The sequence below is a fragment of the Pseudobdellovibrionaceae bacterium genome (assembly GCA_015163855.1).
In the GTDB taxonomy this organism is placed as follows: Bacteria; Bdellovibrionota; Bdellovibrionia; order Bdellovibrionales; family UBA1609; genus JAAOIH01.
In genome coordinates this window covers 32,768-46,253 of sequence record JAAOIK010000038.1, presented here as the reverse complement: position 1 = coordinate 46,253, position 13,486 = coordinate 32,768, and the positions used below count along the sequence as shown (strand labels likewise).

The window sequence follows — 13,486 nt, the reverse complement described above, 5'->3', positions numbered from 1 at the left end:
GTATATGAACTCCTTTGACATTCGTAATAAATTTATTCAATTTTTTAATGAAAAAAATCATAAGGAATTTAAAAGCTCTTCATTAATACCACACAATGACCCTAGCCTGCTTTTTACTAATGCAGGAATGAATCCTTTTAAGAATATTTTTTTAGGCATAGAGAAACCCACTCATAACAGAGCTGTTAGTATACAAAAATGTATAAGAGCTGGGGGAAAACATAATGATCTAGACAATGTAGGACACACAGCTAGACATCATACTTTTTTTGAAATGCTTGGTAATTTTTCTTTTGGAGATTACTTTAAACAAGAAGCCATAAAATGGTCTTGGGAATTTTTAACACAAACATTAGGGTTAGATAAAAATCGATTATATATTTCTGTTTTTAAAGACGATCAAGAAACAGCAGAAATATGGCATAAACAAGAAAATATTCCAAAAGATAAAATATTTTATTTTGGAGAAAAGGATAATTTTTGGAGAATGGGAGACACTGGCCCTTGCGGTCCATGTACAGAAATTTACTATGATTTAGGTGCCGAACACTTTTCTGGCCCAGAACAAGTGGTAGGAGGCGAAGGAGATCGCTTTGTAGAGGTATGGAATTTAGTTTTTATGCAATACTTTGAAGAAAACAAAGTACTAACTCCTTTAAAAAAACCTTGTGTAGATACTGGTATGGGGCTGGAAAGATTAAGTAGTATTTTACAAGGGGAAATTAATAACTATCACACAGATATTTTTTCACCACTACTAAGTACAATATCGAAAATATCTGGAAAAGAGTATTGTAAAGATTTAACTGCGTTTTCTTCTTTAAAAGAAAAAAATCAGCAAAAACAAATTAATGTTAGCTTTTGTGTTTTGGCAGACCATATCCGGGCTGCCAGTTTTTTAATTCAAGATGGAGTTATGCCAAAAAGTGAAGGAAGAGGTTATGTTTTAAGACGAATTATGAGAAGAGCTATTCGATTTGCCCATTCTCTTAGTGATAATGAAAATCTGTTTAGCAGCTTATCTAATAGTTTAGTTGATTCTATGAAAGGCATTTATCCAGAATTACAAATGCAACAACAACATATTTTAAATACTATTCAAACAGAAGAAACACAATTTTTAAGAACTTTAGACCAAGGCTTATTTTTATTGGAACAAGAAATTAAAAAAATGTCTAACAAAGGCCTTACTTCTTTAGACGGAAAGCAGGCTTTTAAACTTTATGATACCTATGGTTTTCCTATTGACTTAAGTTCTTTAATTTTACAAGAAAAAGGATTAAGTGTAGATAAAATTGGATTTGAAAAAGAATTACTAAAGGCAAAAAATTTATCAAAAACATCTGGAAAAACAAAGCAATTTTCTATTGAACAAACTTATTTAACAACAGTTAGCTCTCAAATTTTATCACAATATGGAAAAACAGAATCTTTAATTCATTCTAATTTAGACTGCAAAGCTTCTGTATTATATTTATCCAATGGAACTAAAGAAGTGGATTGTTTAAAAGCCGGCGAAGAAGGTTTTTTTATTGTAGATAAAAGTTGTGTTTATCCTGAAGGTGGTGGACAAATTAGTGATAAAGCTACTGCTGTAAATTTAGATGACCAAGCACTTTTACAAGTAAATATTACTCACTGCCAAAAAGAACAAGAGATTTTTATTCACTTTATAAAAGTAGAAAAAGGAACTCTAAGCAAAAAAAGCATAATAAATATTGTACTCAACAAAGCACTTCGCAAGGCCATAGAAAAAAATCACTCTGCTACTCACCTTTTGCATTCTGCTTTAAAAACAGTATTAGGTAGTCATGTTAATCAATCTGGTTCTCTAGTGACAGAAGAAAAACTAAGGTTTGATTTTTCTCATAACAAAGCCTTGTCGAAAAAAGAAGTGAATCTTGTGGAACATCATATTAATTATGAAATTAGCTTGTGCTCCCAAAAAATTACACAAACTTCTTCTTATGAGGAGGCTATAAAAAATGGTATTACAGCACTTTTTGGAGAAAAATATACAGATAAGGTTACTTCTATTAAACTTGGTGAAAAGTCACATGAGCTTTGTGGAGGAACCCATGTACAAAATACTGGAGAAATACAATTTTTTAAAATTTTATCAGAAAGTAGTTTAAGCTCGGGCATTCGTAGAATAGAAGCTTTAACAGGAGATACGGCTATTGCATTTGCTAATCAAAATATTTTAGAAAATAAATTAGTTAAACAACTACTAAATGTTAATGATAAAGAGTCTATTTTAGATCATGTTTTGCAATTAAAAGAGGATAACAAGAAGCTAAATAAATCCATTAAAAATTCACAATACACACAAATTGATATTGAATCGCTTTTACTGAAAGCAGAAAAAATACAACTAAAAACTTTAGAATTTTCTTTAGTGATGGAACAAGTAGACATACAAGAAAAAGATGTTTTAAAAAAACTAACTGACCAGCTTCGTGAAAAATTAAAAACGGCTTTGATTATATTAATTGCTAAAAGTAGTTCTTCAAAAAATAAAACCATTATTGTGGGTTTAACTAAAAATTTAAGCTCTCATTTGCATGCTGGTGACCTTTTAAAAAAAATGTCTGCTAAAATGGGTGGGCGAGGTGGCGGAAGAGCAGATTTCGCACAAGGCTCTGTGGATAATTTAAAAGAATTTTCTTCTATAAAAAAAGAAATAATAAATTATTTGTAATCATTTAAAGCTGCGCAAAAGAAATAACTAAAAATTTTTTTAATTAATTTCCTGGTTTTACTACTATTAAAGTATCATAAGTCCAAATTTTTTGAGAAGTATTTGAACCTGTTTTATAGCTAATATTTGGTAATTTTACTCTATTGAGATACAAAGAACGCTCATGGCAATTTTCGCCTTTAGAATTACAAAAATCTTCTGATGCCATTTGGTCACTTGTACTTCCTGTGGAAAGAATGCTTGCATTTACTATTTCTGCTGCACTTTCTTCTAAACGAATGCAACCGCCCGATGCCCTAGTACCTAGCTGTTTAAGATGTTCTGAAGCATGAATAGCAATGCCATTATTAAAAAAAATAGCGTATTTCATACTAGCACCATAAAAAGTATAAGAAGAATATTCATTATATACTTTCTTAGGTCTATAAAACCCATGGGGTGTTTGCGCTATATATTTTTTGCCTACTGTGGGGGTTTTTATAGAATTACTAGCTGTGGATACATCATATATATCTACAAATTCACCCGAATTATATAAAGATAGGGTTTGCCCCTCTGGATTAGCCTGGGTTCTATCTCCTTCATTAATAATAATTACAACTTCTGCTTTTTGAGAGTTATTTGCATCATTATTAAGCTCTTCTATTTCTAAATTACTAAACCCAGAAGCTTGTACAAGGCCAGACATAGTCATAAAAATACTAAAAAAGATAAATTTAAACATATCTGCTTTTTAACTACAATACGCTCTTCTGTCCATACTAAATCAGAAACCTATTACTTTTTACATAGTGTTTATTAAATAGACAAAAAATACCTACTGACCAGTAAAGATTACAGAATTTTTGCGACATTTTACCGATTAATTAGTATCAACAGATAAAAGGAAGGAGATTTTCATGAAATGGACAGAAAAAAGAGCATTTTCTTTTTTTATTCTTGGTTTATTCGGTATAAGTTTAACAGGAAGCTTACTTTTTGAACTAACAACAGTAAACCACATTCAATCATCCTCTTCTGATTTAGAGGATTATTTAATCTATAGAAAAACTATTAATTCAAAAACACAGAAATTTAGCAAAAGTTACGCCCCAAAAATCTTAGTTAACTTAACATCGAATAATTCTTTATCCAAGAAAGCATTGAAAATTTCTTGTTCTAAAGAAAATAATGCTCAATTTGTGGATTATTCTAAAACAGAAAGAAAGCAAATTTTTATAAATACTTTATTACCCAATATTATTTATGCTAATGCACAAATACTTAAACAAAGATTTTCTTTACTGAATATTTTAAAAAATAATTTACATAAGTTAACACTAGATGATTACAAGAAGTATATGATTACTAGAAAAGTAAAGTATTTTAAGAAATCACGATTCTTTTTTAGTAATATTAAATCTTTAGAAAGCTTACAAAACTCCCCTTTACTGATAAAAAAAAATACGGAAGCTAATTTTGACCTCGATTTTTCTATTTTTTCAGATACCATAAGTAAAAAAGAACAAAATTATATAGATGTAGTTAATTTAACAAAATATAATTTAACTTCAGAAAAAGCGCTTTACATTAAGCGTTTGGCTTATAAAAATTGGTTGCGAAGAATTGCTTATATTAATAATCCCAATTTACTGTTAGTGGCTTTAATTGCTTCTGTGGATGTTACCCCTCCCAGCCTATTTTTAGGACAAGCTAAAGAGGAAAGCCATATGGGACAATCTAGAGCCAGTTATACTTTAAATAATTTATTTGGTACACAAATTACCCCTAAGAAAAAGTTTAATGCAAAAAGTATGGGTCGAGTTTGCAAAAGTAAAACAGTTCGATTACGAAAATTTAAAAATTTACAAGATACTATTAATTTTCAACTAGATGTTTATAATCAAAACATTTCAACAATGTCTTTAATAAAAAATAATCGTTTATTAGAAAGGTTGCACTTAAAACCTTTAGAAGGAAAAAATATTATCGCAGAAATGCCTGGCTATGCAGAAAAACCAGGGTATAAATCTAGACTAACTCATTCTGTAAGCCAATTTATGGTTTACGATCAATTATTAGCTATGTTAGAGAATTTCTATTAACTGTTATAGCAAGAAGAAATTAGCTCTAAAAACACTTGAGGATCTAAACTAGCCCCTCCTACTAATACTCCACTAATTTCTTTTTGATTAACAATGGCTTTTACATTAGAAGGTTTTACACTGCCACCATATAACAATTCTAATTTAGGAAATTTTTCTTTAATTAAAGTTCCTATTTCTTGAATATCTTCAGTAGAAGCTTGCTTTCCTGTTCCAATAGCCCAAATTGGCTCATAAGCTAAAATAATTCGTTTTGATAAATCTACAGACAATAAAGATTCTTTGAGTTGTTGTAAAATAAAGTCTTTATACTCACCGCTTTGCCTTAGCTCTAAAGATTCTCCAAAACATAGTATGGGAACAACACCTAGCTGTTGTAATAATACTAATTTTTTAGAAACCTCTTTGTTAGTTTCTTTAAATAAACTTCTTCTTTCACTATGTCCTACTAAAGAAAATTGTCCTCCCATTTCTTTCATAGTTAATGCAGAATTTTCTCCAGTAAAAGCCCCTTCATTATGGTAAAAAGTATTTTGTAACCCCCACGAAAGATGATCTTTTACCAAAAGGGGATTATCATTTAAAAATTGATTAAATATCTGTGATAAGCCTGCTGATAATAAAGCTTGAGGAAAAAAGATTATTTTTTTTTTATCTTGCAAAGCTTTTTTTAAAATATTTGATTTTAAAAAAGTAGAAAAAAATACTTCCATTTCTTTAGAGGTTTTATTTAGCTTCCAATTGGCTGCAAAAATCATAGTATCCCTAATAAGTTAAATTAAAGCTTCTAAACCTGGTAAAGTCTCTTTTTCTATATACTCTAAAAATGCTGCTCCCCCCGTGGAAACATGAAAAATACTATCGGCAAATCCCGATTGATGGATTGCTGAAGAAGAATCACCACCTCCAACAAAACTAGTGGCTGTGGATTTAGACAAAGCTTTTGCAAAATTCATTGTTCCTTTAGAATATTCTTTTGTTTCAAACATACCAAAAGGCCCATTCCATAAAACTTGATCCATCGATTTTAAAGCATTTTCAAAAGCCATTGAAGTTGCAGGGCCAATATCAATAGCCATTTTAGAAGAGGGAATTTCTGTAACTACTTTAAGACTTTTTAAATTATCAATATCAGAAACTACTCTATGGTCAGAGGGTAATATGATATTTTTATTTTTTACTTGAAAACGCTTTAAAATTTTTCTAGCCGTATTAACACAAGATTGCTCTAAAAACGATTCTCCCACCTCTTTGCCCTGAGCTTTTAAAAAAGGATAGGCCATAGCTCCTCCTATAAGAAGCGTATCTGCTTTATCAATAAAAGCCTCAATTAAAGCAATTTTATCACTAACTTTAGAGCCTCCTAAAGCTAATAACATTTTTTTTTTGCTATATAAAATAGAATCTAAAGATTGGATTTCTTTTTCAATTAAAAAACCCACAGCTTTTTTTTTAAAATGTTTTGGCACATCATTAACACTAGAGTGCACTCTGTGACAAACTCCAAAAGCATCATTAACATAGGCTGTAATATATTTAGACAATACTTTTTGCAAATCTGGTTTATTTTTTGTTTCGCCAGGTATGTAACGCAAATTTTCTAACATAATAATTTGGTTTTTTTTTACACTAGGTAATAAAAATTTTGCTGTATCACTTAAGGGGTCTTCTATTAAAATGATTTCTTTATTAAGTAAGTTTCCTAAAGCTTCTGCTACTGGAGCTAAACTATATTCTTTATTATTTTTTGGTCGACCTAAGTGAGAACCAATAATAATTTGAGCACCATTAGCATGTAAGTACTCAATGCTCGGCAAGGCCGCTTTAATTCTACTAAGATCTAAAATCTTTTCTCCCTTAATGGGTACATTTAAATCTAAACGCAAAAAAACTCTCTCCCCTTTCCATTTTAAGTCAGATAGTTTTTTTATTTTTTTTAAATTAAGCATATTCTTTTCCAATATAATTTACTAAATCTAACATTCGAGCAGAAAATCCATTTTCATTATCATACCACGATAAAATTTTTAAAGTTTTATCTTCCAAAATCATAACAGAGTCCATATCCACAATAGAACTATAAAGACTTCCATTAAAATCTGAACTAACTAACTGTTTGGTTTCATAAGATAAAATAGACTGTAAAGAACCACTGGCGGCCTCTTTAACAACAGATAACACTTTATCTTTAGTCATTGTTTGTTTAGCACGCATTACAAAATCTACCAAACTGACATTGGCTGTGGGTACTCTTACTGCTAAACCATCAATTTTTCCCTTTAAATGCGGTAATACTTTAGTTACCGCCTTGGCGGCTCCAGTACTAGTAGGAATCATAGACAAAGCCCCCGCTCGAGCTCTTCTAAAATCGCTATGAGGGGCATCTAATATATTTTGGTCATTGGTATAAGAATGAATGGTAGTCATCATACCAAAATCAATACCAAAAGCTTCATCTAAAACTTTAACTAAAGGAGCTAAGCAATTAGTTGTGCAAGAAGCATTACTTAAAATATTGTGTTTATCTTTTTCATAATCTTTATGATTTACCCCATAAACTATAGTGCAATCCACCCCTGGTGCAGGAGCGGAAACAATCACTTTTTTTGCACCAGCTAATAAATGTTTACTAAAATCCTCTTTGGTTTTAAAAATTCCAGTGCATTCGACAACAATATCTACTCCCCACTTCTTCCATGGAATATCGGCAGGATTTCTATGTTGCGAAAGAGCAATGCTTTGACCATCTACTACTAAATTATTATTTTCCACTTTTACATTTTTTTCCCAAACTCCATGGGCACTATCATACTTTAATAAATGAGCAGATAACTCGGCAGAACACAAATCATTAATCCCTACTATTTCTATATTATCAAAAGCTTGGCGAAAAAAAACTCTTCCAATTCTTCCAAAGCCATTAATTCCTACTTTTATTTTTTTCATAACTATTCTCCTTCTTTTATTTTTTTAAATAATGAATGTGTATTTTTTTGTAATTGTTTAGACAACTCGTCAAGACTTAGATTTTTTATTTCTGCCACTTTTTCGGCTACATAAACAACATAAGAAGGCTGATTCTTTTTACCTCTAAAAGGAATGGGAGTTAAATAAGGAGCATCGGTTTCTATATGTAGTCTATCTACCGGTGTGTTTTTTACAATATCTCTTAATTGATCGGCTTTTTTAAAAGTAACAATGCCACTAATAGACAAATTATATCCTAATGACAAAACTTCGTTGGCAAAATTTTGACTTCCCGAAAAACAATGTATAATTCCAGAAACTTGCCCTTTAAATTCTGTTAATAAAGCTACTATATCATCTTCTGCCTCTCTAGCATGAATTTCTACAGGTAAATTAAAATCTTTTGCTATTTGCAATTGCCTTTTAAAAACCTCTTTTTGTAACTCTTTGGGTGCATTGTCATAATAATAATCTAAACCAATTTCTCCCACACCCACTACTTTAGGATCTGTTAAATGACTTAACATAAAACTTTCTGTTTCTGGATCAAAGTTTTCTGCTTCATGGGGATGCACTCCTAAGGTGCAATATACATTTTTGTATTTTTTAGACAGTTCTAAAACTTTAAAATGATCGTTTTTACCTGTTCCAATAGTAATAATTTTACTGACTTTATTTAATTCTGCATTTTTAACTGCCTCTTCAACACTTTCTAAACTATCTAAATGAGTATGAGTATCAATCCACATATTTTCCTTAAAAATTAATTTATTTTATAGCCTGTATGCAAAAATTTTCTAAACTTAGTAAAGGATTTATATTGTTTTTTATATCTTTTTCTAAGTTCAATAACAAGTCTAGTAGATAAATACAATTTTCCGCAGCAAAAGAGCTAAAAAGCTCATTAAGCTGTGACACACGCAGTGTGTTTAATTTTATTTTATCTAATAAAAGGGTTTTACTAATATAAATAAAAGTTTCTATCTTGTCTTTTTTAGATAAATTTTTAGAAATAAAAGAAAAAAGCTTTTTGTCTTTTTTTAAAAAGAGTGTCCAAAAATTTATACTTTCCTTTAAAGCTTGATCTTCTAAAATTTCATTCCATTTTTTATAGTCTTTTAAGTTATAATTAAAAAAATTTAACTCTGTGGGCTCTTCTTTTATAATAGAAAAAAATACATTTTTTTTTAAAGAACAAAAAGCGATTTTACTTAACCTTGAACTAATTGTACTTAATAAACTTTTTACAGAAGGGCTTAATAAAATAATATAATTATTTTCAGACAACTCCTCTAAAGTTTTTAACAACTTATTAGAGCTTTGAACATTTAAATACTGAGCCTCATCAATAATAATTATCCGTGCATTAGATTCTACTTTTAAATTTAAAAAAGATACAACCTCTGTGCTTTGTTCTACTTTAATACTGTTATTTACCGGTTGTATTTCTAAAACATAAGGAGATCGTTTTTCTTTTACCTCTTTGCAAGAAGTACAATGACCACAGGCTGCAGATAATAAATCGGCGTCTTTGTTAGAGGAGGTGCATAATAAAGCTTGAGACAAGGCATAAGCGGTTAACTTCTTACCTACAGAATCAGGACCATAAAATAATAAAGAAGACGAAAGACGATGGTTTTTCCATGCTTTACTTAAAAAGTCTTTGGCCTTATCTTGCCCTTTAATATTGTAAAATAAATTCGACTTCACTAGATAACCTACCTTAAAAAATAATTAGCTATTACTAATACCTTTTGTATTGTTAAGAAAGTACCTTTCTTACTTGTAATTGCTTTAATAAATCTTCCCATAACTCCTGCTTGCCCAAAGAGGCATCTAAAGTAATCCAATTTTTTTGTGATTTTGCTATGGATAGATAAGTATTTCTAACATTTTGATGAAAATCTGCCTTTTCTTGCTCCATTCTGTCTAAATCACGCCCTCTAACCCCTCTTCGCTTTTCACTGTCTTCAATACTTAAATCTAATAATATATACCAATCTGGTTCTAAATTTTGCGTTGCGTAAGAATTGAGCCAACTTACTAAGGACTCATCAATACCTCTTGCCCCACATTGAAAAGCTAAAGAGCTAGCTGTGTAACGATCGCACAAAACCCACTGATTTTTAGCTAAGGCTGGCTTAATTGTTGTTTCTACCAATTGAGCTCTCGAGGCTTGGTAGAGTAACAATTCGGCTCTAGGCACAGGAATAGAGTCTTTACTGGTACTTAATAAAATATCTCTAATTTTTTCACCAAAAACACTCCCCCCTGGCTCATGGGTCTGAATAACACTAATGCCTTGATTTTCGACATAGGTTTTTAGCTGGTTCAATAAAGTGCTTTTTCCAGAACCATCTAAACCTTCAAATACAATAAACGCCATAACAAAGCTTCCCTTAAATTTTATTTATCTTTAAAGAATTAGGTGTATTTTTAGTCGCATTACTAAAAAAAGCAATGAAAGATTTGACTAATAAACCCCTACTACATAAAACTATTATAGTATTAATTTAAAGGTTTTATTATGATTTCATTTTTTGTAGTTATTCATGTTATTTTAGCGATATTTTTAATTGTATTTATTTTATTACAAGACTCTAAAGGAGGAGCTTTAGATGGCCTTGCTGGGCAATCAAAGTCTGTTTTTGGAGCTTCTGGAGCCAGTAACTTTTTAAGCAGCACCACTAAATGGTTAAGCGTTTTTTTAGCAGGAACTAGTTTAATTTTAACCTATTTAGTTGGCCACCAAGAAACGAGTTTGCTAGATAAGTACAAAACCTCAAAAACCAATACACAAGAACAAACTTCTTTGAATAAGAAAGCACCTATTAATAAAAAAGATGCCAAAAGCAAAACAAAATAAGTCGCTTTTTTTTATTCTTTTACTTTTTTTTATTGTACTATTAGCTATTGTTTTTGTAAAAAAAGAATTTATTTATTCTTTTAAAAAATCTATTTTCCAAAAAAAATTATTTTTCGCTAAAGTTATTAACTTTAAAGGTTATGTTTTAATTAATAATACACTGATAACCCCCTCGAAAAATACTTTTTATAAAAATATTTTAGTACAAACTGGAAATGGTAGTTCTGCAAAACTATATTTTTCTACAAAAGAAAGTATTGAAATTTATCCAAATAGCCATATTTTAATAAAAAAACTAAAGAAACAAAATCTTTCTATTATTTTAAAAAAAGGAAATTTTAAAGTTAGATCGAAAAAGATAAATTCAAAATCTACGGTTATTTATAACAATAACCTTGTGTTACTATCAAAATGGAAAACAAAGCCTCAATTAAAAAAATCTATTCAATTAGTAACACACTCTAATATTTTAAAAAAATCGCCTATTAATAATTTAATAACGCAAAAAAAAACAGAAGAGCCATTTTTTCATTTAATAAAAAAGTACAAAAAATACTTTTTATATTGCCAAGCTAATGCTTTACGAAAAAATATTAAACCCACTGGAAAAATGTTAGTTAATCTTCATATAATTAATGCTAAAATTATAGAAACCTCTATTATTTCTTCTAATTTAAATACTTACTTGCAACGCTGTGCATTATCTGTTTTTAAAAAAATGCATTTCTCTTTTAGTAAAAGCAAAAATTTTTGGATTCGCTACCCTTTGCACTTTCGCTAAGCTATAAAATTTTTGGAGTGCTTTTTATAAGCTTGTTTTAAATTTTTATTTTCTAAAGACTCTAAATGAGGATCTTTATTTACTAGCTCGAAAGCTGCAGATCTAGCTTCTTTTAAAATTAAAGTATCACGAAATATATTAGCCATTTTAAAATCAGGAAGTCCAGATTGTCGAAGGCCAGATAAATCCCCAGGGCCTCTTAAATGTAAATCTTCTTCGGCTATAAAAAATCCATCATCAGAATTTTCTAAAATGCGCGTTCGTTCAAAAGATTCTTTAGAAGACTTAAAAGAAGAAATTAACACACAATAGCTTTTATGCTTGCCCCTTCCCACTCTTCCTCTTAATTGGTGCAATTGTGCCAAACCAAACCTTTCTGCATTTTCAATCACAATAATATTAGCATTGGCTACATCTATTCCCACCTCAATAACTGTGGTAGACACTAAAATATCTATTTCTTTATCTTCGAACTGTTGCATTACCAGCTCTTTTTCTTCTGACTTCATTCTTCCGTGCAACAATCCCAAATTTATAGATTTAGGAAAAATAGTTTTTAATTTTTTATAAGCATCGGTAACATTTTGTAAATCTATTTTTTCACTTTCTTCAACTAGTGGATAAATAATATAAGCCTGTCTGCCTTGCTTAATTTGTTTTAAAACAAATTCCCATACTTTTTCTTTTTTATTTTCATATATAGCTCGAGTAACAATTGGCTGTCTTCCTTTAGGCTTTTCATTTAATATAGAGGTGTCTAAATCACCATAAACCGTCATAGATAATGTTCTTGGTATGGGAGTGGCCGTCATTACTAAAAAATGGGGGTTATTACCTTTAGCATACAATTTATTTCTTTGGTCAACCCCAAACCTATGTTGTTCATCAACAATAACTAAGGCTAAATTTTTAAACACAACGCTATCTTGAATAACGGCATGAGTTCCAATACAAAAAGAAATTTCGCCATTGGCTAGGCCTTCTAAAATGGGTTTTCTTTCTTTCGCTTTTATACTTCCCGTTAATAAAACCGTTTTAAAACCTAAATTATTTAATACAGTAAAAGCCGTTTTAAAATGTTGCTTAGCTAAAACTTCTGTGGGAACCATTAAAACCGCTTGATACCCATTGGCAACTACTGTTAACACAGACAACAAAGCCACTAGTGTTTTTCCACTACCTACATCGCCTTGTAATAAACGGTGCATAACTTTTTGCCCATATAAATCTAATTCCATTTCCTTAAAGGCTACAGCTTGTGCATGGGTTAATTCAAAGCCTAAAGATTTTAAAAAAGCAGAAACCAGCTCTGGTTTTTTCTTCATAGTAATTACTTTTTTCTCTACAAAACCATATTTTCTTAAAGCTAAGTGTAATTGCAAATAAAAAAACTCTTCAAAAATAATTCGTTTTTGATAAGGCGTTTTAAAATGTAAAAAACTTTCTGCTTCTTTGATATTGGGTTGATGAATATTTAGTAAAGTTTCTTCTAAACCCAAAATAGTAAACTGCTTAAGCAGCCATGGTGGAAATACTTCTTTTAACTCAATCGTATTTTCGTTATTATTAAAAGCTGTAAGAGCTGAGCTTACAATGGCCCGCACTTTCATAGCCGATATGCTTAGCTCGGGGTAAACAGAAATAAGTTTATCTTCTAACACTTCTCCTTTTTTCAATAAAGATAATTGTGGATGATTAAATTGCAAACTGCCCCTATAAAGACTAACTACTCCACTGACTTTAACTTTAAAACCTCTTTGAAATTGATTAAAATAGCCTCTGTAAGGTAGTCTAAAAAAAGAACAACTAATACGCCCCGTACTATCTTGAATTACGAGTTCATGCCTACGCGAATGAGAACTAGATTGAATACTATAAATTTCTGCAATTAAAGAAACTCTAGAACCCGATTTTAAACTAGAAATTTTGGTAGCAATTCTATTGTCTTCATAAGTTCTTGGATAAAATTGTAAAAGCTCTTCTAAATTGGTAATGCCTTTTTCATAAAACGCTTCTGCAGTTTTAGGACCTACCCCTTTTATATACTGAAGGTTAGTGTCTGCATACAATTTAGCCATTATAGTTTT

The 13,486-nt window shown here is 30.1% G+C and carries 12 protein-coding genes; 4 read left to right on the top strand and 8 right to left on the bottom strand.

The features are described 5' to 3' along the window. The first annotated feature begins 4 nt into the window (after nucleotides 1–4). Complete coding sequence (alaS, locus tag HAW63_04795) at nucleotides 5–2,701, top strand: alanine--tRNA ligase (protein MBE8163286.1); 2,697 nt, start codon at nucleotides 5–7, stop codon at nucleotides 2,699–2,701. Between the two features lie 43 nt (nucleotides 2,702–2,744). Here the strand turns inward: alaS and HAW63_04790 are convergent, their stop codons facing one another. After that, on the bottom strand, nucleotides 2,745–3,425 hold the full coding sequence (locus HAW63_04790; protein ID MBE8163285.1) for a L,D-transpeptidase: 681 nt from the start codon (nucleotides 3,423–3,425) through the stop codon (nucleotides 2,745–2,747). A 175-nt stretch (nucleotides 3,426–3,600) separates the two neighbouring features. Here HAW63_04790 and HAW63_04785 point away from each other — a divergent pair, with 175 nt between their 5' ends. Next, on the top strand, nucleotides 3,601–4,785 hold the full coding sequence (locus HAW63_04785; protein ID MBE8163284.1) for a hypothetical protein: 1,185 nt from the start codon (nucleotides 3,601–3,603) through the stop codon (nucleotides 4,783–4,785). Here HAW63_04785 and HAW63_04780 read toward each other — a convergent pair. Genes HAW63_04780 through tmk form a run of 6 tightly spaced genes read right to left on the bottom strand, consistent with a single transcriptional unit; the run spans nucleotide 4,782 to nucleotide 10,138 of the window. Then, entirely contained in the window at nucleotides 4,782–5,543 is a 762-nt protein-coding gene (locus HAW63_04780) for a triosephosphate isomerase (GenBank protein ID MBE8163283.1), read from the bottom strand. The genes HAW63_04785 and HAW63_04780 overlap by 4 nt on opposite strands. 15 nt (nucleotides 5,544–5,558) lie before the next feature. After that, the gene (locus tag HAW63_04775) at nucleotides 5,559–6,734 is read right to left on the bottom strand and encodes a phosphoglycerate kinase (GenBank protein MBE8163282.1); all 1,176 of its coding nucleotides are present in this window, start codon (nucleotides 6,732–6,734) and stop codon (nucleotides 5,559–5,561) included. Then, nucleotides 6,727–7,731, bottom strand: coding sequence for a type I glyceraldehyde-3-phosphate dehydrogenase (gene gap, locus HAW63_04770; protein ID MBE8163281.1), 1,005 nt, complete (start codon nucleotides 7,729–7,731; stop codon nucleotides 6,727–6,729). Before gap ends, HAW63_04775 begins: the two co-directional genes overlap by 8 nt. A gap of 2 nt (nucleotides 7,732–7,733) precedes the next feature. Beyond that, entirely contained in the window at nucleotides 7,734–8,501 is a 768-nt protein-coding gene (locus HAW63_04765) for a TatD family hydrolase (protein ID MBE8163280.1), read from the bottom strand. A gap of 19 nt (nucleotides 8,502–8,520) precedes the next feature. Then, nucleotides 8,521–9,462 carry an AAA family ATPase gene (locus HAW63_04760; GenBank protein ID MBE8163279.1) on the bottom strand — a complete coding sequence of 314 codons (942 nt, stop codon included), beginning with the start codon at nucleotides 9,460–9,462 and terminating at the stop codon, nucleotides 8,521–8,523. A gap of 52 nt (nucleotides 9,463–9,514) precedes the next feature. After that, a complete protein-coding gene (tmk, locus tag HAW63_04755) occupies nucleotides 9,515–10,138 on the bottom strand; it encodes a dTMP kinase (GenBank protein MBE8163278.1) in 624 nt (207 codons plus the stop codon). Nucleotides 10,139–10,279: 141 nt separating this feature from the next. Here tmk and secG point away from each other — a divergent pair, with 141 nt between their 5' ends. Continuing rightward, a complete protein-coding gene (gene secG / locus HAW63_04750) occupies nucleotides 10,280–10,618 on the top strand; it encodes a preprotein translocase subunit SecG (GenBank protein ID MBE8163277.1) in 339 nt (112 codons plus the stop codon). Then, entirely contained in the window at nucleotides 10,596–11,399 is an 804-nt protein-coding gene (locus HAW63_04745) for a hypothetical protein (protein MBE8163276.1), read from the top strand. The genes secG and HAW63_04745 overlap by 23 nt, the downstream gene beginning before the upstream one ends. Here the strand turns inward: HAW63_04745 and recG are convergent. Then, on the bottom strand, nucleotides 11,396–13,477 hold the full coding sequence (recG, locus tag HAW63_04740; GenBank protein MBE8163275.1) for an ATP-dependent DNA helicase RecG: 2,082 nt from the start codon (nucleotides 13,475–13,477) through the stop codon (nucleotides 11,396–11,398). The genes HAW63_04745 and recG overlap by 4 nt on opposite strands. Nucleotides 13,478–13,486 lie beyond the last annotated feature (9 nt).